Origin of the sequence: Alkalihalophilus pseudofirmus (assembly GCF_029094545.1) — a bacterium.
Taxonomy (GTDB): domain Bacteria; phylum Bacillota; class Bacilli; order Bacillales; family Bacillaceae_D; genus Alkalihalophilus; species Alkalihalophilus pseudofirmus.
Genome location: NZ_CP117835.1, coordinates 3,550,467 through 3,573,107 on the forward strand (window position 1 = coordinate 3,550,467; position 22,641 = coordinate 3,573,107).

The following is a 22,641-nucleotide window of genomic DNA, read 5'->3' on the forward strand; positions in this document are numbered from 1 at the left end:
AGGAGCATGTGGATATGCTCCTGAGTTTTATAAAGTGTTAAGCCGCATTCGCTACATCACCTTGAATCCTTTGGCCGCCATTTCGTTTGTTGTTAATGAACCCTTTCATATAAGGAATAGCCCAGCGGTCGCCGCCGTATCTGCCAGCATTCGCTCCTGCTGCCAAGATGAAGATGGTAAATAAGATCATCCACGGATTAGAAGAAATCGTTCCGGCAAATAAGAAGGCAAAATTCATCATAATCCCGAAGAAGGCTGCTGCTGTTGTAAATACCCCAAAGATCAATCCAAGACCGACAAACAATTCTCCCCATGCCACCATGTAGCTGAACAATTCTGCATTAGGAACAGCAAACCCCTCAATAAAAGCATGGTATGTTGGATATTGCTCAAGCACAGCGGGATTATTCACAACTCCCATTAAATATCCCTCAGCACTAAATCCTCCCGTTACTTTACCAAAACCGGCTGTCACCCACATCCAGCCAATATATAATCGGATCAAAGTTAGAGCTCCTGCTGCATAGCGGTTCGTCCGTAAAAAATTCATAAACATCGTAATGTCCTCCTCTTGTTTTCCTTTTGGTATGATTTCAGTTTGCAAATTCGTTTGTGAAACATTTCACATGATAAGTTAAAAAAATTGATTTGGATTAGTGATCACTAACTTCCTTACACTCATAGTATACTACGATCGATTTGTGAAGTTAATCACATATTCTCATTTTTCTGTGACCACTTTGTGAAATATTGAGCAAAGTTTATGGTACTTATAAAAAAGAGACCTATCCACATGTGAATAAGTCTCTCCCTCTTATGATTTTGGCTTGTGGCGTTCCTCAAGCACTGATAATACTTCGTCTAACGGCAGCTTTTGTTCTCTTAGCAGCACGAGAAGGTGATAGAGAAGATCGGCTACTTCCCATTTTAATTCTTCTGGGTCACGGTTTTTCGCCGCAATAATCACTTCGCCCGCTTCTTCACCGACTTTTTTGAGGATTTTATCCACACCTTTTTCAAACAAGTATGTCGTATAAGCTCCTTCTGGCATCTCCGCCTCACGCTCGGCAATGACACGCTCTAACTCATCAAGAATTGCAAATCGTGTAGGATTAGTACGGATATTTTCGCCAAAAAGCGAATCGCTGAAGCATGTGTAATCTCCTTTATGGCATGCCGGACCTGCCGGTGTGACAAGCACTACAATGGAATCAGCATCACAGTCATACCGCATATCAACAATCTGCTGCGTATTGCCAGAAGTTGCTCCTTTATGCCACAGCTCTTCTCTAGAGCGGCTGTAAAACCACGTTTCTCTAGTATCTAGAGATTTCTGCAGAGATTCTTCGTTCATATAAGCTAATGTCAGTACTTCTTTACTTGTTGCATCTTGAACGATCGCTGGCACTAGTCCGCGTTCATCAAATTTGATTTTTTCTACACTCATCGAACGAGCACCCCTTCCTGCCTCAAGTATGTTTTTACTTCTTCTACAGATGTTTCTTTGTAATGGAAAATCGACGCTGCGAGTGCTGCATCCGCATTGACTACTTTAAACACATCAGCAAAGTCTTCTTTTTTTCCTGCACCGCCTGAAGCAATAACCGGTACGCTGACCACTTCATTGACCGCTTTTGTTAAAGCAAGATCAAATCCAGTCTTAGCCCCGTCCTGGTCCATGCTTGTAAGCAGAATTTCACCTGCACCTAAACGTGTTGCTTCCTTCGCCCAATCACGCACTTCCCACTCGGTTGCTTGGCGGCCGCCATGGGTATAAATTCTCCATGAGCCAAGCTCTTCGTCATATTTCGCATCAATGGCCACGACAATACATTGCGAGCCAAAAAAGTCCGCTCCCTCACGAATCAGTTCTGGGCGTTTTACTGCTGCTGTATTCAGTGATACCTTATCAGCCCCGGCCCGCAGCACTCGCTTCATATCTTCTAGCGTATTAATCCCGCCGCCGACGGTAAATGGAATCGCAAGTTTTCCAGCTACTTCTTCAACGACTTCAACCATCGTTTCACGTCCTTCATGCGAGGCGGAAATATCTAAGAATACTAGTTCATCTGCCCCCTGCTCATCATAAAAGGCAGCCAGTTCAACCGGATCCCCTGCATCACGCAAGTCCACAAATTGAACGCCTTTGACCACACGTCCTTCTTTTACATCCAAGCATGGAATCATTCGTTTTGTAAGCACGTGTTTCACTCTCCTTTTAATGCATCTTTGAGGGTAAATTGATTCGTATACAAAGCCTTACCGACAATGGCTCCGCCGATCTCACTCGGGTGTTCGCGAAGTTCTTTTAAGTCCGCTAAGTTGCTGACGCCGCCGGAAGCAATCACTTCTTTCCCTGTTTCCTCAGCCATTTTGGCAATCGCTTCTGTATTCGGGCCGGACAGCATCCCATCACGTGAAATGTCAGTGAAAATAAACACTTCTGCTCCGTGACGTGCGAGCTCATTGGCAAGATCAACTGCCTGAACAGAAGATGTCTCAAGCCAGCCGTCAGTTGCCACATAGCCATCGCGCGCATCTAAGCCGATTGCAATTTTCTCACCGCCGTATGTAGAAAGCATTTCTTTAGTGAAAGCAGGATTATTAACTGCGACACTTCCTAAAATGACACGATCAATCCCGCGCTCTAAATAATAAGCAATATCTTCAGCCGTGCGAATGCCGCCGCCGACTTGAACGGACACATTAAGTTCTTTCGCTACTTTCACGACATGCTCATGGTTAATGCGAGTCTTCGCCTTCGCCCCGTCTAAGTCGACCATATGAATCCACTTTGCTCCTGCTTCAGCAAATGATTCAGCCATCTCAAACGGTGAATCGCCGTACACCGTCTCTTGGTTGTAATCGCCTTGAACAAGACGCACACATTTCCCATCACGCATATCAATTGCTGGATAGATCTCAAACTTAGCCACGTGCAATCGCTCCTCTCTCTACATAAGCCCCGTAATTTTTCAGAATTGCCATTCCGACCGTGCTGCTTTTCTCCGGGTGAAATTGTGTCCCTAATACATTCTCACGGCCAACAACCGCAGGAACAACCCTTCCGTAATCACTTGTAGCAAGGAGTACATTCTTATCGTCTGTTTTCACAACATAGGAATGAACAAAATACACATGTCCTTCTTCTACCCCGCGAAGCAGCAAGCTATCTTTATTGAACGTCAGCTTATTCCAGCCCATATGCGGCACTTTATACGCTTGACCTGCCTCATCGACACCGCTGAAGCGCTCAACACGGCCAGGAAGCAAGCCTAGTCCTGATGTAAGGCCATGCTCCTCACTGCTTTCAAATAACAGCTGCATTCCAAGGCAGATACCAAGCAGCGGTTTGCCCTCATTTGCCCAGTTGCGCAAAAACAGCGCGAGACCTGTTTCGTTTAAAATACTCATCGCATCACGAAACGCCCCAACACCCGGGAGGATCAGCCCATCTGCCTTTTCCAGTTCTGCCGGGTCCGCTGATAGAAAATAAGGCATGTCCATACGCTCTAATGCTTTACTGACACTATGTAAATTCCCCATGCCATAATCGACAATGCCAATCATCTACAACATTCCTTTCGTGGATGGAACTCCTTTAACACGCTCATCAATAGTTGTTGCCTCATCTAAGGCACGCGCCAATGCTTTAAAGATTGCCTCAATAATGTGGTGAGTGTTCTGTCCGTAATGAACAATGACATGCAGATTCATTCTCGCTTCAAGCGCCAGCTTCCATAAAAACTCATGCACAAGCTCCGTATCAAAGGTACCGACCTTCTGGCTCGGGAACTCGGCACGGAATTCAAGATGCGGGCGGTTGCTTAAGTCCACTACGACTTGGGCAAGCGTTTCATCCATTGGAACAAAGGCACTGCCATAACGCTTAATTCCTTTTTTATCACCTAGAGCATCTTTTAAAGCCGTTCCTAGACAGATTCCGATATCCTCAGTTGTGTGGTGATCATCCACCTCAATATCACCTTTCGCATCCACTGTTAAATTGAAGTGACCGTGCTTTGTGAATAAATCGAGCATATGAGTAAGAAAAGGCACACCCGTTTCGAGTTCAGAAACCCCTTCCCCGTCAATGGTAAAGTCTAAATCGATAGTTGTTTCACCGGTTTGTCTTTCAAGTCTTGCCTGTCTCATCTATTCATCCTCCAACCTAATATCAATTGCTCTAGCATGTGCTTCTAATCCTTCTAATCTAGCAAGGGCAGAAATACTCGCTCCCTTTTGCTTTAGCGCCTGCTTGCTGTAGCTGATGATGCTTGATTTTTTCACGAAATCATCCACGCTTAATGGGCTTGAGAAACGCGCAGTGCCGTTCGTCGGCAGAACATGATTCGGTCCTGCAAAATAATCTCCAACAGGCTCTGAGCTGTATGGTCCGACAAAGATTGCTCCAGCATGGCGGATCCGTCCGACAAGCGCCATCGCATCTTCTGTTAAAAGTTCAAGATGTTCTGGGGCTAACTCATTCGTTACATCCACAGCTTCATCTAAATCTTTCGTCACATAGACCGCCCCGTAATCGCGAATTGATGCCTCGGCAATCTCACGCTTCGGCAGTGTTTCAAGCTGCTTCTCTACGGCAGTTTTTACTGCTTCCGCGAGGTCGCTTGAAGGCGTTACTAATACGGCCGATGCTCTCTCGTCATGCTCTGCTTGGCTCAACAGATCCGCTGCAATGTATTGCGCATTCGCATTCTCATCAGCTAAGACGACAATTTCACTCGGTCCTGCAATCATATCAATATCCACTCGTCCAAATACCGCGCGTTTTGCCAAAGCGACAAAGATATTGCCTGGTCCTGTGATTTTATCGACAGCTTGGATCGTCTCTGTTCCGTAAGCGAGAGCGGCAATGGCCTGAGCGCCTCCTACTTTATAAATAGAGGTAACACCAAGCTCCTTCGCTGTGACGAGGACACTTGCTGGGATTGTGCCATCTTTTTGCGGCGGAGTAACGATCGAAATTCTTCCAACGCCCGCTGCCTGCGCCGGGATGACGTTCATCATGATTGAGGACGGATAAGCAGCCTTGCCGCCTGGCACATATAAGCCGACAGCATCAAGCGGCGTGACTTTCTGGCCAAGGATCGTTCCGTCTTCTTTTGTCGTCATCCAAGACTGCTGCACCTGACGCTGGTGAAAATCACGGATATTCTCAATCGCCTCTCGAATAGCTTTTAAGACGCCTGGATCCAGCTGTTCATATGCCGCAAGAAATTCTGACTCTTCAACAAGAAGCGCGTCAAGCTTCGCCCCGTCAAACTTCTCGGTATATGAGAACAAGGCTTGATCACCACGTTTTCTAACCTCTTCAATAATCGCATCGACAGCCTCGCGCTGCTCGCTCGTACCAGCATCCAAGTCTCTTTTTAAACTGACCGAATCTGTGACCTCTATAATTCTCATGCTTCCACACCATCCACAACACCTGACAAACGTTCAACCATGCGGTCAATCTGCTCATCTTTCATCCGGTAGCTGACTGGGTTAACGATTAGACGTGAGGTGATCGGCACAATTGTTTCAAACTCAACCAGACCGTTTTCTTTTAGCGTGCGCCCCGTTGAAACAATATCAACAATGCGATCTGCCAGGCCGATAAGCGGTGCCAGCTCGATCGAACCATTCAGCTTAATCATCTCGACCTGCTCGCCTTGCTCTTTAAAATACTGTGCCGCAAGATTAGGATACTTTGAGGCTACTTTAGGGTTAATGTCTTTTTTCTCATACCCCGGAAGTCCTGCCACAGCTAAGTAGCACTCGCTGATTTTCAAATCAAGCACCTCGTACACATCACGTTCTTCTTCAATCATGACATCTTTTCCAGCTACCCCAATATCAGCTACCCCGTGCTCCACATAAGTCGGTACATCCATCGGCTTTGCTAGAATGAAGCGCAAATTCTCTTCTTCGACATCTATAATTAACTTTCTTGAATCATCAAATTCCTCTGGGAGGCGGTAGCCGGCTTTACGTAATAACTCAACCGCCTCTTCAAAAATACGTCCTTTCGGCATTGCCACTGTTAACACTTCGCTCATTCTACTCGCCTCCTTTTTTAGACTTTCCAATGCAATAGATTACATCATCATACTGCTCGCTCATTTGATCGACATCGCCGACACCAGAGAGATCTTGCAGGACAACAGAAATCCCTTCTTCACGCTTCTGGCTTGCCAACTCTGTTGCTTCCGTGCGGCGTTCCTTACTGAAAATCACACATACATTTTCCTTAGCAGGTGCTGTTTTTCCGATCGCTTCCGTTAATAAGTCTAAACGCACACCAAACCCTGTTGCAGGCGCCGGACGGTTAAACTTTTCAAGCAGCTGGTCATAACGGCCGCCGCTGCTTAACGGCACACCGAGATCACCGCCGTAGCCTTCAAATACAACTCCCGTATAATAGCTCAGGTGCAACACAAGATTTAGGTCAAGCTTCACATACGAATCAATACCGTAACTCTCAAGCACACCCCATAACTGTGTTAATTCATTAAGGGCGCGTTCTCCTTGTTCTGTTTGAATCAATTCACGTGCTTGATCAAGCGCCTCTTTGCCGCCGCGCAGCTTAAGCAATTTTAAGAGACGGTCTTTATCTATTGATGACAGGCTGAGCTCTTTCACATGCTCCTTGAAGCCGACGTAATTCTTTTCATACAGATAACGGCGGAGAACAAGCGCTCGTTCCTCATTTCCGACGACATCTAAAAGAAGAGCATCGACATAGCCGACATGCCCAATCGCTACTTTAAAGTTATCAAGACCGGCACGCTTTAAGCTTGCGATCATTAAAGCAATCACTTCACCGTCCGCACTGACCGTCCCATCACCAATCAGCTCTACACCAACTTGTTCAAATTCAGCCGGCTTGCCGCCTTCGTGCTGCTGCGCACGGTAGACATTTGACTGATAGTTGAGGCGCACTGGGAATGTTGCTTCTTTTAAGCTTGATGCAACAAGTCTTGCAATCGGTGCAGTCATATCTGGACGAAGCACAAGGGTATTTCCTTTTGAATCTAGTAATTTAAAGAGCTGCTGATCTAAAATCGCAGACGCATCTCCAACCGTATCGTAAAATTCAAGTGTTGGCGTATCAATTGTTTGATAGCCCCATAATGACATTTCTGTTGTCAGCTGATCGCGAATCAACTTTTTCGTTCGATAAAGAGCAGGTAAGGTATCTCTCATTCCAATCGGCTTTTCAAACATAAATGGCTTCGACATCACGTTCCACTCCTTGATTTCTCTATTTATAATGTGAGTCAGCTTAAGCGTCTTCCTCATACTAGTTCGTTTTGTTTTTACTTTAGTTCGCTAATATACTACCGAAATAAAGAATTTATATGTAGTCTACACGACGATAACCATACCGTCAACTGAAAAGACTGATTTTTTTGAGATTATAGGGTAATAGAAGCTGGGGATTCAGGGGTGCGGTGTAGTGAGGTCAAGCGGCGCAATTGTAGCTCGAACGAATACAATTACTCTGAGACCGACGCAATAATCCATCCAACCCGCGCAATTACACCCAATAGGCGCAATAAAGCCTTGAAGCGGCGCAATTACTTGAGCAAGCGAGACTATTACCATTTGAACAGACGCGATTACGTCTCCAACCGACGCAATCTCCCTCCACCGCATAATCCCTTGCTCCGCACAAACCAATGACTTTTCCATTCTGCTTAGTATTCGACTTTTTCTCCTATAAATCCTCTAGAACAGAAAAACCGCTCCAGCACATTATCTGCGCTGAAGCGGTTCTAGACTCGTTCTTTTATTATTTGCATCGGGTTGCCACCAACAAATGCGCCGGCTGGTACATCACGGTGGACAAGCGTTCCAGCTGAGATGACAGCCCCGTCACCAATCGTTACACCTGGAAGAATTGTCGTATTCGCACCGATCATCACTTCATCGCCGATCACGACATCTCCAAGCCGATACTCTTTAATCAAATATTCATGGGCAAGGATCGTGGTATTATAGCCGATAATCGTATTGCGCCCAATCGAGATACGTTCTGGGAACATAACATCCATCATCACCATCAAGGCGACCGCCGTCTCAGGTCCGACTTTCATTCGGAGAAACGTGCGGTACAGCCAATTTTTCACCTTTAGAAAAGGAGTGTAGCGGGCAATTTGGATGACAATAAAATTTTTAACAACTTTAAAAAACGGAACTGTGCGGTAAATATGCCATAAGGAATTTGCGGTTTTCACCGGATAGCTCTCAGTTTTTCGGCTCACTATCTCGCCTCCACGATATCTAGCAGATCACTCATTTCTGCTAAAATGTAGTCCGGCTCTAAGGCGCGCATCGCTTCTTCCCCTTTGATTGACCAGCTGACTGCAGCTGTTGGGATCCCCATATTTTTGCCGGCATGAATGTCATGAGGACTATCGCCAATCATCATCGCGCCTTCTTTTGTGACACCAAGGGCATTCAATGCTTTTTCAAGCGGCTCTGTGTGCGGTTTCGCATTTTCAACATCATCAAGACCAATGACAACATCGAAAAATTGATCGAGCTTCATCAGCTTCAGCCCCATTAAGGCCGTTTTGCGGATTTTTGTTGTCACGATCGCTAGGTTAAAGCCTTTTTCGTGAAGTTCCTTAATGGTCTCATAAACGCCCGCGTATTCTTTGACTAGCTCATCGTGGAAGGAATGGTTATGCGTACGGTACACGTCAATCATTTCCTCATAACGCTCAGGGTCTACTTTTCTGAAGCTGTCAATTAAAGGCGGGCCGATAAAATTGATTACCTGCTCGCGAGTGTATTCCCCAGGCTTAAACTGTTCAAGTGTATGCAAGAATGAAGCAATAATTAAATCATTTGTATTAATTAATGTTCCATCCAAATCAAATAATAGTGTTTTGATACCTGTTTCAGTGTTTGTATTAATGTTCATAGGTCGTCGCTTCCTTTCGATTTACCTGTTGATCTTTTTCAAGCCTGTTCCAGATGAAGGCTACTGCCATCGTGAGAACAATTGCCGTGACAAGACGGATAATTAACAGCGGCCAAATAGGGATGCCAAGCGGGATAAAGATCAACGTATCTTCAACTACCGCGTGACAGGCCACGAGAAAAATAAATACTAAGTACAAATCTTTCTTCGAGACATTGTCCTCTTTCACCGCTTGGATCATCACCCCGGCACCGTAGGCCAAGCCGAATGCCAAACCTGAAGCGAGTGTAGTGGATGTATTTTCACGAATGCCAAGCAGCCGCGTAAAAGGCGCCATCCAGCGTGACATCACTTGCAGCCAATTCATTTCTTTTGCAATCTGCACAAAAATCATTAACGGAATGACAATCATAGCAAGCTGCAGGATACCAAGTGTCGCACTTTCCACGCCAGACCAGGCAATTCCTAGCCATGTTGTCGGCTCAGCACTTGGAGTCGTTGAAACAAACCCATACTGTGCCTGCTCGCCTCCTCCGCTCCAAAAAAGATTGATCATAAAAGCGGAAAATAAAGCAAGCCCGACGCGCACCGCTAAGACGACGCTCATTCTGATACCAACTTTGGTCGCAACCGCAGACTCTACAAAAAGATTGTGAGAGAAAGAGAGCATAACAGCGAGGATAAACACTTCTTTCACTGTTAAATCAAGCGTTAAAATGGCTCCAATCCCTGCGTACAGATTTAACACATTTCCAAGAACGAGCGGAATCGCTGCTTCCCCAGGAAGACCAATAAATCTCATTAACGGTGCAAGCAAATCAGCCAGCCATCCAAGCAGCGGTGTATAGCCTAGTATCGTTACAATTAACGTGATCGGAAAAATGATTTTCCCAAGTGTCCACGTCGTTTTGAGACCGACTAAGAAACCTCTTTTCAGCATGTGCTCCCTCTCCCTCCAACTCCTTATTTACTTCTTCTTTTTCTTTGTTTTTTTAGAAGAAGCTTTTGCTTTTGTTTCTGGCAGTGCAGGATCTAAGTATCGTTTTGTACCAGGCTGTTTTCTACGGTAAATCCATAGAATAACGGCTCCAAGGACTAATACAATTGAAATGACCTGAGCTGTTTTTAACACGCCAAAAATAAGTAAAAAATCTAAACGAATAATCTCGATAAAGAAACGCCCTACCGAATACCAGATCACATACGTAAAGAAAATCTCCCCTTGTTTCAAGTTTACTCTACGTAAGTACAGTAACAAGGCTACCCCGAGCAGATTCCAAATTGACTCATAAAGGAAAGTCGGATGATAGTACGTACCGTTTATAAACATTTGGTTAATAATGAATTCAGGCAGCATAAGCCCTTCTAGAAACTCACGCGTCACTGGTCCGCCGTAAACTTCCTGATTCATAAAGTTGCCCCAGCGGCCGATCGCCTGACCTAATAAAATACTTGGTGCGGCTACGTCAACGAGCTGCCAAAAGGAAAGATTATGTCTTTTTGTAAACACATAGGCCGTTAAGACCCCTCCAATAAGAGCTCCGTGAATCGCAATTCCGCCTTCCCATATGTAGAAAACACGAATTGGATCGTCTGCAAACTGTTCCCACCTAAAGGTCACATAGTATATACGAGCTGAAATAATTGAAATTGGAATCGCAAACAGCAAGAGGTCAGCGAAGGTTTCTTTAGGCATGCCTAAGCGAACGGATTCTCTTGAAGCTAAGATGTAGCCAAGAAATACCCCGAGTCCAATAATGACCCCGTACCAATAAATCGTAAATGGACCTATATCTAAAAAGATCCGACTAAGCGGTTCAATCGATTCTTCCATTTAAAACATCCTCTCTATCTCTTGTTTTATTCGTTTAGTTGAATTCGTCACGGTCTCCTTCTTCTATTACATCCGTTAAGCGCTCAGAAAATTCTTCCGCCGCGTTAAAGCCAAGGCGTTTTAAACGGAAGTTCATCGCTGCAACTTCAATAATAACAGCAAGGTTACGACCCGGACGTACAGGCACAGTCAGCTTTTGAATTTCTGAATCCATAATTTTCATCGTCTCTTCTTCTAGCCCTAAGCGATCATAGGCTTTCTTTTGATCCCAAAGCTCAAGATGAATACATAACACAATTCGTTTAAATGGACGAACCGCCCCGGCACCGAATAACGTCATCACGTTAATAATGCCTAGCCCGCGAATTTCTAATAAATGCTGAATCAACTCAGGAGAACGGCCGACCAGTGTATCTTCATTTTCCTGGCGAATTTCTACCGAATCATCCGCTACTAATCTGTGTCCACGGCGAACTAAGTCTAGAGCTGTTTCACTTTTACCCACGCCGCTGTTTCCTGTAATCAGCACACCAATCCCATAAATGTCGACCAACACCCCGTGTACAGCTGTCATTGGGGAGAGCTTGCTTTCAAGATAGTTCGTCAATTTACTACTCAAACGAGTTGTTGTCTGCTTCGAGCGCATAACAGGAACGCCGTTTTGCTCAGCAGCTTCGAGTAGCGCACGAGGTGCCTCGTTCCCACGTGAAATAATGATTCCCGGTGTATCATATGTACATAATTTAAGCATCCGCTCTTGTTGAACTTCTTTTGTCAGCTGCTCAAAGAACGTGAGCTCCGTTCTACCTAACAGCTGAAGACGTTTTGCCGGGTAATACGTGAAAAAGCCTGCCATTTCCATACCAGGACGCGATATATCACTCGTTGTAATCGGACGGTAGATTCCTTCCTCACCCGCTAATAACTCTAATTGAAATTGTTCTAGTAAATCATTTGCTGTTACTTTAGCCATACTATTCCCACCTCGTCACTTTCCCACATTTATGCCGATTTAAAATCTCTAATCCAGTTTTAAAACCTATTTTCCATTTTATCATGTTTTAAGGAGCAAGACGAACATGAGAAGCACTGCTCATTTCTTTCACTAGAAAAAGGCCGGACCTTTAGAGGCCAGACCTTTTTGTCAATTAATTACGGAGCGGCTTAACGACAAACGTTTGGATTAAAGCGATTAGAATAGAAGCAAGCAGCGCCATGCCAAATCCATTAATCACAAACGCATCACCCATAAGGGCCGCTGTCAACATTAAAGTTAGCGCACTAACCACAAACAAGAATAACCCTAATGTCAAAATGGTAATCGGGAGTGTCAACACGACCAAGACTGGTTTAACAATCGCGTTCACAATCGAAAGCAGTACACTGGCGACAATTGCAGCCCAAAATCCAGCAAGCTCAAAGCCGTCAAAGACATATGCAATGAGTAATAAAATGACAGCATTTATAACAAGACCTATGATCCATCTCATTGATTAACGCACATCCTCTTCATTAGGGATTAGGAAGATGGCGATAAAGTATGCAAGGAGTAGCGGGAAACCGACTGACAAGAAGAAAAGTACGATAAAGATAATTCGTACAATCGTTGAATCAATGCCAAAGTATTTCGCAAGTCCTCCACATACACCAGCTAATTTGCGATCATATTGTGTTCTGACTAATTTTTTCATCTCATATCACCTCATTTTCTGAACGGCTTCACAAGTATTTAACTTAGCGGTCTTTTACCAAAATAGAACCTGTATAGGTCACAGCATTCACCTTCACACGTGGCGAGGACTGCTGGTTCCCTACAAAGCTTGTGCTTTTTTGGGCAAATTCTTTTTTCTCATCAAGAATTTCATGGTTGGCTAAGTCCATTGTAAAGCCGCCCACATTCGTTTTCAGCTTACCTTCAACGCGGATATCTTCCGGTACATATAAATGAATGCTGCCGGTTGTCGCTTTAAGGTCAGCATATCCGGACTCATTCAAGGCATCTAGTTTGTAAGTGATGCCACCGTTAACTGTCTCCGCATCCACATCCTGAGCTTTTCCAGATAACGTAATGCTTCCGTTGACCGTTTTTACATCCACGAGATCGGACTCCTGATGCTCAAGTTCAATTGCCCCGTTTACGGTTTCTGCCATAATCTTTTTCGCTTTGATGGATTTAAAAGAAATCGCTCCGTTTAATGTATTTACATCAAATGTATCGACATGAATCTGTTCCCCTTTTATTTGGCCGTTAAACGTATAGAGCTTAAGGTGTTCAAACGTTGTTTTAGGAACATAGACAGTCGCTTGTACTTTCATTGATTTCACCTTGGTATGGAATAATACTTTTTGATCGTTCACGCGAAACGTCGCTTCCTGCAAGAACACACGACGTGCCTCCTCGGAATCTTTCACGCGGTAAACACGTGCCTGACATTCAATTCGAACATCTGGCTCTTCCCAAGGAACAAAGGTAATCGACCCGTTTTCAAGTGAAATGTCCACATTAGCAGGTGCTAGGTCACGATGCTGGAAAATGTGGTCCACCACAACAGAAGAACCAAAGTTAAAGTCTAAATCAAAGTCTTTAATTTTCTGGAGTGCCGTATCAATGAAGCTTGCAAATCGATTTTCAGCAGAAGAGGATTGTCGGTTGCGCTTCTTATACTCTTCTCCCTCATCCCAATTCACATCTGTTATTAGAGAAGCTGGCTCAGCACGCCTTTGTTCAGGTTCTGCTTTCGTATCCATCGCTTCTAAAAGCTTAATGCCCTCTTCAGCTGTAATTTTACCATCCTCGATCATCTTCAAAATCATTTTCCGCTCTTCCATCGTTAAAGCCTCCTTAATTAATGTAGCTCATGTCAGATTTTCTATAATACTTAGTAGAAAAGGTACGCACTAAAAGCACGCACCTTTTCTGTTGTCATCTTCTATTGTATTACGGATGATCCTGCGATCATGTTTCATCTTTTAGCTTTTTTGTAACTCTTTTTCTTCCATTTGATCCTTCATTTGATTTTCCATCCGTTTACGATCACGCTCTAGTATCGGCTTTAAATAGCGGCCGGTATAAGAAGCTTTTGTTTCAGCCACTTGCTCTGGTGTCCCTTCAGCGACAATTTGACCGCCTTTGTCCCCGCCTTCAGGTCCTAGATCAATAATATGGTCCACCGTTTTAATCACATCTAAATTATGTTCAATAACAAGGACTGTATCCCCATTATCGACAAGTCGCTGCAACACTTTTAATAAACGGTCAATATCATCCACATGCAGCCCTGTTGTTGGTTCATCTAAAATATATAATGTTCTGCCTGTCGCACGACGATGAAGCTGAGAAGCAAGTTTCACACGCTGCGCTTCCCCTCCTGATAAAGTCGTTGCCGGCTGGCCAAGTTTAATGTAGCCAAGCCCAACATCGACCAAGGTCTGAACCTTCCGCTTAATTTTCGGGATGTTAGCAAAGAATTCTACACTCTCTTCCACCGTCATTTCAAGCACATCAGAAATTGTCTTTCCTTTGTACTTAATTTCAAGTGTTTCACGGTTATAACGTTTCCCTTCGCACACTTCACAAGGCACATATACATCAGGCAGGAAATGCATCTCAATTTTAATAATCCCATCTCCGCGGCAAGCCTCACAGCGGCCGCCTTTCACATTAAAGCTGAAGCGGCCTTTCTTATATCCGCGCACTTTTGCCTCGTTTGTCATCGCAAACACATCGCGGATATCATCAAACACTCCCGTATACGTGGCCGGATTTGAACGAGGTGTACGGCCGATCGGCGACTGGTCAATATCAATAACTTTATCAATTTCATCGATATCAGCAATTTCTTTATGTTTCCCTGGCTTGTCCTTCGCACGATGAAGCTTTTGAGCCAACGATTTATACACAATCTCGTTAATAAGGGTACTTTTTCCTGAGCCTGAAACGCCTGTTACGGCCATAAATAGCCCGAGAGGAAATGTAACCGAAACATTTTTCAAGTTATTTTCGCTTGCTTTTTTCACAGTAAATGAGCGCCCGTCAGAATTTCTGCGTTCTGTTGGCAGCGGAATAAATTTTTCACCGGATAAATACTGGCCTGTAAGTGACTCTTTATCTTTCATAATCTCTTCTGGCGTCCCTTGTGCCGTAATCTGTCCGCCGTGAACGCCTGCACCTGGACCAATATCAATAATATAGTCAGCTGCCATCATCGTATCCTCATCATGCTCAACCACAATCAGGGTGTTTCCAAGATTCCGCATATGTTCAAGCGTTTGAATTAAGCGGTCATTATCACGTTGATGAAGACCAATCGACGGTTCATCAAGAATGTAGAGAACACCCATTAACGATGATCCAATTTGGGTGGCCAGACGAATACGCTGCGCCTCACCGCCTGATAAGGTACCCGCTGCACGCGATAGAGATAAATAGTCGAGCCCAACATTTATCAAAAAACCGATACGGTCATTAATTTCTTTTAGAATAAGGCGAGCAATTGCATAATCCTTCTCACTCAGTTCTAGGTTTTCAAAAAACTCTTTCGCTTCTTTTACTGAAAGAGAGGAAACCTCACCAATATGTGTTCCATTAATCTTTACAGCTAGAGCTTCCTTCTTTAAACGGTAGCCCTTACAGCTAGGACAATGCTTATGCGTCATATACGTTTCCATTTGATCACGGATATAATCAGAGCTTGTCTCATGATAGCGGCGTGAAATATTGTTCGCTACCCCTTCAAAAACAATCTCATTTTCTCTCACTTGTCCGAATTCATTTTCATATCGGAAGAAGATCTTCTCTCGTCCGCTTCCATGGAGCACTTTATCAAATAAAGCTTCAGGTATTTGTTCCACCGGCTGATCGAGATCAATCCCGTAGTGATCAGCAGCTGCCGCTAAGAGCTGCGGATAATACTGTGAACTCGTCGGCTCCCAGGCTGCGATTGCATGCTCACGAAGTGTTTTTGATCTGTCAGGAACCACAAGCTCTAAGTCCACTTCAAGCTTTGAACCAAGTCCATCACATGTTGGACACGCGCCGTATGGACTGTTAAACGAGAACATCCGCGGCTCAAGTTCTGAGATCGAAAAGCCGCACTCAGGGCATGCATGATGCTGGCTGAAGAGCAGCTCTTCTTCACCAATTACATCAACAAGTACACGTCCGTCTGCTAATTGCAGCGCCGTTTCAAGTGAGTCAGCTAAACGAGTATGAATGCCCTCTTTGATCACAATTCGGTCAATAACGACTTCAATGCTGTGCTTTTTATTCTTTTCCAGCTCAATTTCCTCGGCTGCTTCACGCATCTCTCCGTTAACACGCACACGGACAAAGCCTTGCTTCTTAATGTCTTCAAGCACCTTCACATGCGTTCCTTTCCGCCCTGATACGAGCGGTGCTAGAATTTGCATTTTCGTCCGCTCTGGATATTCAATAAGGCGGTCCACCATTTGCTGAATCGTCTGCGAAGAGATTTCAATCCCGTGCTTGGGACAAACTGGTTTTCCGATACGTGCATATAAAAGCCGCAGATAATCATGGATTTCTGTTACTGTACCGACAGTAGATCTTGGATTGCGGCTTGTTGTTTTCTGATCAATTGAGATAGCTGGTGAAAGGCCTTCAATTGCATCAACATCAGGTTTATCCATCTGCCCTAAAAATTGACGAGCATAGGCAGAAAGGGATTCAACATATCTTCTTTGCCCTTCTGCATAAATCGTATCAAAGGCAAGTGAAGATTTACCTGAGCCTGATAAGCCTGTTAATACGACAAGCTTGTCGCGCGGAATCGTCACGTCAATATTTTTTAAGTTATGTGAGCGAGCTCCTTTTACGACGATTTCTTCTAATGCCATCCTGTTCACCCTTCCGCTTTTAGCTCTAATAATAAATCACGAAGCTCTGCAGCACGCTCAAAATTTAATTCGCGGGCAGCATCCTTCATTTCTTTTTCCATTCGTTCGATCATCGCTTCTTTATCTTTCTTGCTTAACTTCGTCTTCGGTGCGGCTGTTGTTTCGCCGTCTTCATCCGATACAATTGTTGCCTGGATCACCTCTGGAATTTTCTTTTGAATCGTTTTAGGGGTGATGCCATGCTTTTCATTATATTCTTCTTGAATGCTGCGGCGTCTTGCCGTTTCATCAATGGCGATCTGCATCGATTTAGTCATCTTATCTGCATACATAATGACATGACCATTAGAGTTACGAGCAGCACGTCCTATCGTTTGAATCAATGAACGTTCTGCACGCAAGAACCCTTCCTTATCAGCATCGAGTATCGCAACAAGAGACACCTCAGGAATATCAAGCCCTTCACGCAGCAAGTTAATGCCGACTAACACATCAAACGTTCCCATCCGCAGCTGACGAATAATTTCGATTCGTTCAAGCGTCTTAATCTCTGAGTGGAGATAACGTACTTTAATGCCGATCTCTTTTAAGTAATCCGTTAAATCCTCAGACATTTTTTTCGTCAGTGTCGTGACAAGCACTCGTTCATTTTTCTCAACTCTAGCATTAATTTCGCCGATCATATCATCAATCTGGCCTTCGATCGGGCGCACGTCAATGGTTGGGTCGAGTAAGCCTGTCGGACGAATAATCTGCTCAACCATTTCCGGCGTGTGTTCAAGTTCATACGGACCTGGTGTCGCTGAAACGTAGACGCTTTGGGAAACCTTCTTTTCAAACTCATCGAATTTTAAAGGCCGGTTATCGAGCGCTGAAGGCAGACGGAATCCGTGATTAACGAGTACTTCTTTTCTAGCCCTGTCTCCGTTATACATTCCCCGAACTTGCGGAAGTGTAACATGAGACTCATCGACAATCAGTAAAAAGTCTTCAGGAAAGAAGTCAATCAGCGTGTAAGGGGTAGCCCCTGCTTCGCGCAATGTTAAGTGACGTGAGTAGTTCTCAATTCCTGAACAAAAACCCATTTCAGCCATCATCTCTAAATCGTAGCGCGTTCGCTGTTCAAGACGCTGCGCTTCTAGAAGCTTCCCTTCCTCATGCATTTTCTTCAGCTGTTCTTCAAGTTCTATTTCGATATTAGCAATCGCTTTTTTAAGCTTTGCTTCACGGGTAACGAAGTGGGATGCCGGGAAAATGGCTACATGATTTCGCTCGCCTTTGATTTCACCTGTCAGCGCATCTACTTCTGTCATCCGGTCTATTTCATCACCAAAAAACTCCACACGAATACATTGTTCATCACGAGATGCCGGAAAAATTTCTACGACATCGCCGCGAACTCGGAACGTACCACGCGTGAAATTGACATCATTTCGGTCATATTGAATGTCTACTAAATTACGCAATAAAGCATTACGGTCCAGCTCCATTCCAGTTCTAAGAGACACGACTAAGTCGCGGTACTCCTCAGGCGAACCTAAGCCGTAAATACAAGAGACACTGGCAATAATGATGACGTCTTTCCTCTCAAAAAGCGCACTTGTAGCCGAGTGTCTAAGTTTATCTATTTCTTCATTTATACTTGCATCTTTTTCAATATACGTATCAGAACTAGGGACGTAAGCTTCTGGCTGGTAATAATCATAATAGCTGACAAAATACTCTACAGCATTGTTTGGGAAGAACTCTTTAAACTCACTATAAAGCTGGCCTGCAAGAGTTTTATTATGGGCGATAATTAATGTGGGCTTGTTTACTTCTTGTATAACATTAGACATCGTAAATGTCTTACCTGTACCTGTTGCACCAAGCAAAGTCTGATGCTTTCTTCCTTCTTTTATCCCTGCTACAATCTCTTTAATCGCAGCGGGTTGATCGCCATCTGGTTGATAAGGCGAGTTAAGTTCAAATGTCTGATCCACCAAAAAACCTCCTCACGAACCTATGATCTCTTAGCAATAGTATATCACAACCAGCTAGGTTAAAAGCAAATAATAAGAACGTACGTCCCCATTTATTTTCCTTAAATTTGAAACTGTGTAGTATTTAAATAAAGAAAGAGAGCCGATTTCTCGACTCTCTGCTACATACCTGGACGTTTGATTAATACTTTTTTAGCGATAAGAACTCCTGCTGCAAATGATGGGATGGCGATCAGCAAAAGCCACCAAGGTTTATCATACACACTGATGACAGACAGAATGACCATCCATGTGACAATACTTGCTCCGACCAAACTAAAGGTTACTCTTGTGGTGATGACCATTAGCAAGAACGGGGCGAACAGTGCTAATAATATTTCTGACATGCTCTATACGATTTCTCCTTTACTTTATCTCAAGCTTAAACCACCGAATCTTGCAATTGATAGTCTTGCTTTACTAATAATACGCCTAGCTGATGATGTTCTCCGTCATAAAGGGCCCCTTGGGTAAATCGAACTTCCCCGGAATGATCAAGCACATCTATTTTACAGAAGGCAGCAGCATTAAGCTGAAGCGCCTCATAGAAACTGTTCTCATCATGGACGGTTTGACCATTCACTTTAACTATTGTCTCTCCTACTTGCAGTTTCATTTTGGTTGCAGGACTATTTGGGATCACCCCTAAAATGACGCAGCCTTTATCCCTTGAGCCGTAAAATGATGGACCTGCCTCATCACGAGCCTTGGCAAGCATCCATAATACTTCCCGTAAAATGATCGCAAGGGAAGCAGCCAGTACTGCTACAAACGGATACCAATAACTCGCTGCTGCAAGAATGCCTAAAAACACCCCAAGCCCTGCCACTCGCATGCCCATCATCTTAATAGGCTCTTTCGGAAGAGCGGAACGAACACGCTGGCCAAACCCTACTAGGACAGGGAACAGGATCGGCTGAAAGCTTGTCTCACCTAAAGAGAATACCGGCCAATACTCAAAGCCAGGAATGATTCCTGTCGGTACAAAGAAGAAGACCGGAACAATCCATAATCGTTTAGCCTCTTGAAATCCTACCCATTTACCGCGTTTACTTCGTTCAACACCAGGCGATGTATACACATCTCCATTACGGTAAATAAGGAGTCCTTCCCCAATTGCTAACAGAGCAAGAATAACAGCTATATAATGCAGCGGGAAGCCGCTCAGAAAAGCAGCGATATTTTGCAGCATACTAACCTCAGTAAATACGGGTGCAAACGCCACAGCTAAAAGTGTCAGGCCGATAATATAAGAAGGTGACATCCACCTGACTGATGTAGTTAATACCATCACAATCGAAGCCGCAATCATGACAAAAACCACTTCCATCGTGATCACAATTCCGATTCCAAGCGTTGCGGCTGAAATAAGAAGACCGATCAATAATGCTGGCAAGAACGGTATGACAAAGTCAGCAATCTTATCTGTCACACGCGTATGAAATGCTACCCGTTCTTTTTGAACGCGGCGATGCGCAATTAAAAAAATCACAAATAATCCTATGTACAAGATGGGGTTGGCGAAAAATGAGCCAATCGTAAGTCCCAAGCTTTTCAGAATGTCGATCATCATACATCTAACGCCTCCAGAACTCTTTCTCTCTATTCTACATTATATAAGGGGAAAAGAGATAAAGGATCTATGAGAAATTGTGATTTTTGATAATTTCCTACAAAGAAGAGGGTGAACAGCTCCCCCTGACAGCATTTGTTGATCTCTGCTGCAAGCACACGCTTTCCACAGGCTGACCGGGAGCATACCTATAGCTTCACTCATACGGGATCACCATGGCCACGCACCTAAAGCTACTAAAGCGCCCTACCTGCAATAATTGTTGATTTCCGCTGCAGGCAATTGCTTTCCGCGGGCGGTCCGGGAGCCTCCTCATCGTTTCACTCTTGTGGGGTCTCCCATGGCCACGCACTTCCGGCAGGAGTCGAGTCCCCTCCGCTCCAATCAACGGAGCGAGGAGGTTATATAGTGCTCCTATTCAAACAACTGATCAATCATCTTAGAAAATAAACCAATGGATGTATGCCCTTTTATAAATTGAACCGAACTACAACTTAATGGCCCCGCATAAGGATTACTCAATGCAATAACCTAGCGGATGAAATATGCGAAGACTTCTGCGGTGCCTAGAGCAGGGCTGAGATCCCACAGGGCTAAAGCCCGAGGAGGCTCAGCAGCTCACCGCGAAAAGCGAAGCATATTTCAGGAGCGGCGAGTCCGCTCTAACCCATGAACTTAAAAACGAGGTTGAATTCTCCATAAAAAAGGCCCTTATCAGTACTAAAAAGTACACCATAAGGGCCCAGTTAGAGACTTCGTTTCATCCAAGCCTCTTCGTCATTAATTCGCTTGTTTCAAAATTAACTCAATCGCTGTTTGCAGCTGCTTGTCATTAGACTCATCGCGGACTTCATCAACGATGAGCTGCTGCAATGTGCCTGCTGTTTCTTCGTCAATTTCACCTGTTTCACTCAGCCCTTGTGCTTTTTGGAACGCACGAACAGCTTGCTCGGTCTGTTCATCATAATACCCATCTGTGCGGCCAGGCTCATGACCAAGTCCTTTAAGCATTGTTTGAGCACTACGGATCTGTTCGTTCATCATATCAAGCGTCAGTGTCTCATCCCCTGTTAGAGGTGCAGAATAGAAATAATCTGGCTGCTTCACTTCAACAGTAGGTTCGACCCCTTCACCATTGATATCATTCCCAGCTGATGTCAGCCATTTGAATAAGGAGAGCTTCAATTCACTTCCGTCACCAAGTTGAATTGTTTGCTGTACTGTCCCCTTACCAAATGTCGTCTCACCGACTACATCGTAATCACCTGCTTCAATTAAAGCAGCTGATAAAATCTCTGATGCTGATGCGCTTGAGCGGTCTGTTAAACCGACAATCGGATACGGCTTTCTCTCATCTAATGAAGATACGTAACGAACACGCTCTCCTGCACGATCTTGAATTTGAACAATTGGTTCTCCACCAGGAATAATCAGCTTACCGATTTTTTCCACGCTATCTAAGTAGCCACCCGGATTTCCGCGAACATCAATTAATAGTCCATCAATACCTTGTGCTTCTAATTCCGCCAAACCCTCTTCAAAACGTTCAGCTGTATCAACAGAGAACGAGGTAATGTCGAGCATTCCGATCGTTTTCCCGTCACGCTCAATCGTGCTGACTCTTACTGTTTCAATTGGAATATCATCTCGTACAACCGGAATCGTTAAAAATTCGCTTGCTCCTGCACGGTCTACTGTAAGCGTTACAGTTGTTCCTTTTTCTCCGCGGATCTTCAACACGGCTTCATAAAGCGATAAACCGTCTGTTGACTCTCCGTCAATTTCAATAATTTTATCGTTTGGCTGAAGACCTGCTTGTTCTGCCGGTGACTCACGGAACGGGGCAACAATTGTCACCGTGCCGTCTGTCATGCTCACCTCTGCTCCGATCCCTTCAAAGCTTGAACCTAATGACTCGACAAATTGGTTTGCCGTTTCTTGATCCATATACACTGAATAAGGGTCATCTAACGTATCAAGCATTCCTTCAATGGCCCCTTGAATCAACTCTTCTTCACTCACATCTTCTACATATTGCTCTTGAATAATGGCGAATGTCTTCGCAATCTTCTCAAGTGATTCAATATCCTCTAGCTGAACCTCTTCTGCAGGCTGATTATCTGGATCAGTTGTTGACGCCCTCTCATTTCCTTCTAATGCAAATGAGCCTGTAAATAAAAAGATACTTCCTAAGCCGATCGCCACTACAGCGACTAGTATGAGAAGCAATTTCTTGCTATTCATCCTCACCACTCCCACTTGACCTCAAACCACAAGGGCCGATTGATTATCTTGTTTGTTACGATTTTGCAAAACATTTCAAGAAAAAACGCATATGTTGAGCGGTATGCGTGCATTAATTTCCCCGAACACTCTTTCATGTGCAATAAAAGGCATTACACGCGCATGTGCAATGCCCTAC

General features: G+C 44.4%; 23 protein-coding genes. All 23 read right to left on the reverse strand.

Annotated elements, in window-relative coordinates:
* Positions 1–37 precede the first annotated feature (37 nt).
* Positions 38–556, reverse strand: coding sequence for a DoxX family protein (locus PQ478_RS18725; protein ID WP_289235139.1), 519 nt, complete (start codon positions 554–556; stop codon positions 38–40).
* A 258-nt stretch (positions 557–814) separates the two neighbouring features.
* On the reverse strand, positions 815–1,447 hold the full coding sequence (gene hisIE / locus PQ478_RS18730; protein WP_289235140.1) for a bifunctional phosphoribosyl-AMP cyclohydrolase/phosphoribosyl-ATP diphosphatase HisIE: 633 nt from the start codon (positions 1,445–1,447) through the stop codon (positions 815–817).
* Positions 1,444–2,202, reverse strand: a complete 759-nt coding sequence (gene hisF, locus PQ478_RS18735; protein WP_289235141.1) for an imidazole glycerol phosphate synthase subunit HisF — start codon at positions 2,200–2,202, stop codon at positions 1,444–1,446. Before hisF ends, hisIE begins: the two co-directional genes overlap by 4 nt.
* Positions 2,203–2,207: 5 nt before the next feature.
* Positions 2,208–2,936 (reverse strand): 1-(5-phosphoribosyl)-5-[(5-phosphoribosylamino)methylideneamino]imidazole-4-carboxamide isomerase, encoded by a 729-nt coding sequence (hisA, locus tag PQ478_RS18740; protein WP_289235142.1) that lies wholly within the window; start codon positions 2,934–2,936, stop codon positions 2,208–2,210.
* The gene (gene hisH, locus PQ478_RS18745) at positions 2,929–3,570 is read right to left on the reverse strand and encodes an imidazole glycerol phosphate synthase subunit HisH (protein ID WP_289235143.1); all 642 of its coding nucleotides are present in this window, start codon (positions 3,568–3,570) and stop codon (positions 2,929–2,931) included. The genes hisA and hisH overlap by 8 nt, the downstream gene beginning before the upstream one ends.
* Entirely contained in the window at positions 3,571–4,155 is a 585-nt protein-coding gene (gene hisB, locus PQ478_RS18750) for an imidazoleglycerol-phosphate dehydratase HisB (protein WP_289235144.1), read from the reverse strand. It abuts the gene before it with no gap.
* The gene (gene hisD, locus PQ478_RS18755) at positions 4,156–5,427 is read right to left on the reverse strand and encodes a histidinol dehydrogenase (protein ID WP_289235145.1); all 1,272 of its coding nucleotides are present in this window, start codon (positions 5,425–5,427) and stop codon (positions 4,156–4,158) included.
* Positions 5,424–6,062: an ATP phosphoribosyltransferase gene (gene hisG, locus PQ478_RS18760; protein WP_012960412.1), complete on the reverse strand. Its 639-nt coding sequence runs from the start codon at positions 6,060–6,062 to the stop codon at positions 5,424–5,426. The genes hisD and hisG overlap by 4 nt, the downstream gene beginning before the upstream one ends.
* A 1-nt stretch (position 6,063) precedes the next feature.
* On the reverse strand, positions 6,064–7,245 hold the full coding sequence (locus PQ478_RS18765) for an ATP phosphoribosyltransferase regulatory subunit (protein WP_289235146.1): 1,182 nt from the start codon (positions 7,243–7,245) through the stop codon (positions 6,064–6,066).
* Positions 7,246–7,446: 201 nt separating this feature from the next.
* Positions 7,447–7,698 carry a hypothetical protein gene (locus tag PQ478_RS18770; RefSeq protein ID WP_289235147.1) on the reverse strand — a complete coding sequence of 84 codons (252 nt, stop codon included), beginning with the start codon at positions 7,696–7,698 and terminating at the stop codon, positions 7,447–7,449.
* Positions 7,699–7,781: 83 nt separating this feature from the next.
* A complete protein-coding gene (locus PQ478_RS18775) occupies positions 7,782–8,270 on the reverse strand; it encodes an acyltransferase (RefSeq protein WP_251189601.1) in 489 nt (162 codons plus the stop codon).
* On the reverse strand, positions 8,270–8,935 hold the full coding sequence (gene ppaX / locus PQ478_RS18780) for a pyrophosphatase PpaX (protein WP_289235148.1): 666 nt from the start codon (positions 8,933–8,935) through the stop codon (positions 8,270–8,272). The genes PQ478_RS18775 and ppaX overlap by 1 nt, the downstream gene beginning before the upstream one ends.
* Positions 8,925–9,875: a nucleoside recognition domain-containing protein gene (locus PQ478_RS18785; protein WP_289235149.1), complete on the reverse strand. Its 951-nt coding sequence runs from the start codon at positions 9,873–9,875 to the stop codon at positions 8,925–8,927. The genes ppaX and PQ478_RS18785 overlap by 11 nt, the downstream gene beginning before the upstream one ends.
* Positions 9,876–9,902: 27 nt before the next feature.
* A complete protein-coding gene (lgt, locus tag PQ478_RS18790) occupies positions 9,903–10,769 on the reverse strand; it encodes a prolipoprotein diacylglyceryl transferase (protein WP_289235150.1) in 867 nt (288 codons plus the stop codon).
* Between the two features lie 34 nt (positions 10,770–10,803).
* Entirely contained in the window at positions 10,804–11,742 is a 939-nt protein-coding gene (gene hprK, locus PQ478_RS18795) for an HPr(Ser) kinase/phosphatase (protein ID WP_289235151.1), read from the reverse strand.
* 175 nt (positions 11,743–11,917) lie between these two features.
* Positions 11,918–12,259: a phage holin family protein gene (locus PQ478_RS18800; RefSeq protein WP_022629104.1), complete on the reverse strand. Its 342-nt coding sequence runs from the start codon at positions 12,257–12,259 to the stop codon at positions 11,918–11,920.
* 3 nt (positions 12,260–12,262) lie between these two features.
* On the reverse strand, positions 12,263–12,460 hold the full coding sequence (locus PQ478_RS18805) for a PspC domain-containing protein (RefSeq protein ID WP_012960420.1): 198 nt from the start codon (positions 12,458–12,460) through the stop codon (positions 12,263–12,265).
* Positions 12,461–12,503: 43 nt separating this feature from the next.
* Positions 12,504–13,598, reverse strand: a complete 1,095-nt coding sequence (locus tag PQ478_RS18810) for a DUF4097 family beta strand repeat-containing protein (RefSeq protein WP_289235152.1) — start codon at positions 13,596–13,598, stop codon at positions 12,504–12,506.
* A gap of 141 nt (positions 13,599–13,739) precedes the next feature.
* A complete protein-coding gene (gene uvrA, locus PQ478_RS18815; protein ID WP_289235153.1) occupies positions 13,740–16,625 on the reverse strand; it encodes an excinuclease ABC subunit UvrA in 2,886 nt (961 codons plus the stop codon).
* 5 nt (positions 16,626–16,630) lie between these two features.
* The gene (gene uvrB / locus PQ478_RS18820) at positions 16,631–18,607 is read right to left on the reverse strand and encodes an excinuclease ABC subunit UvrB (protein WP_289235154.1); all 1,977 of its coding nucleotides are present in this window, start codon (positions 18,605–18,607) and stop codon (positions 16,631–16,633) included.
* A gap of 161 nt (positions 18,608–18,768) precedes the next feature.
* Positions 18,769–18,993, reverse strand: a complete 225-nt coding sequence (locus tag PQ478_RS18825; RefSeq protein WP_022629108.1) for a DUF2198 family protein — start codon at positions 18,991–18,993, stop codon at positions 18,769–18,771.
* Between the two features lie 35 nt (positions 18,994–19,028).
* Positions 19,029–20,219: a PDZ domain-containing protein gene (locus PQ478_RS18830; protein ID WP_289235155.1), complete on the reverse strand. Its 1,191-nt coding sequence runs from the start codon at positions 20,217–20,219 to the stop codon at positions 19,029–19,031.
* A gap of 780 nt (positions 20,220–20,999) precedes the next feature.
* The gene (locus PQ478_RS18835) at positions 21,000–22,463 is read right to left on the reverse strand and encodes a S41 family peptidase (RefSeq protein WP_289235156.1); all 1,464 of its coding nucleotides are present in this window, start codon (positions 22,461–22,463) and stop codon (positions 21,000–21,002) included.
* Between the last annotated feature and the right edge of the window lie 178 nt (positions 22,464–22,641).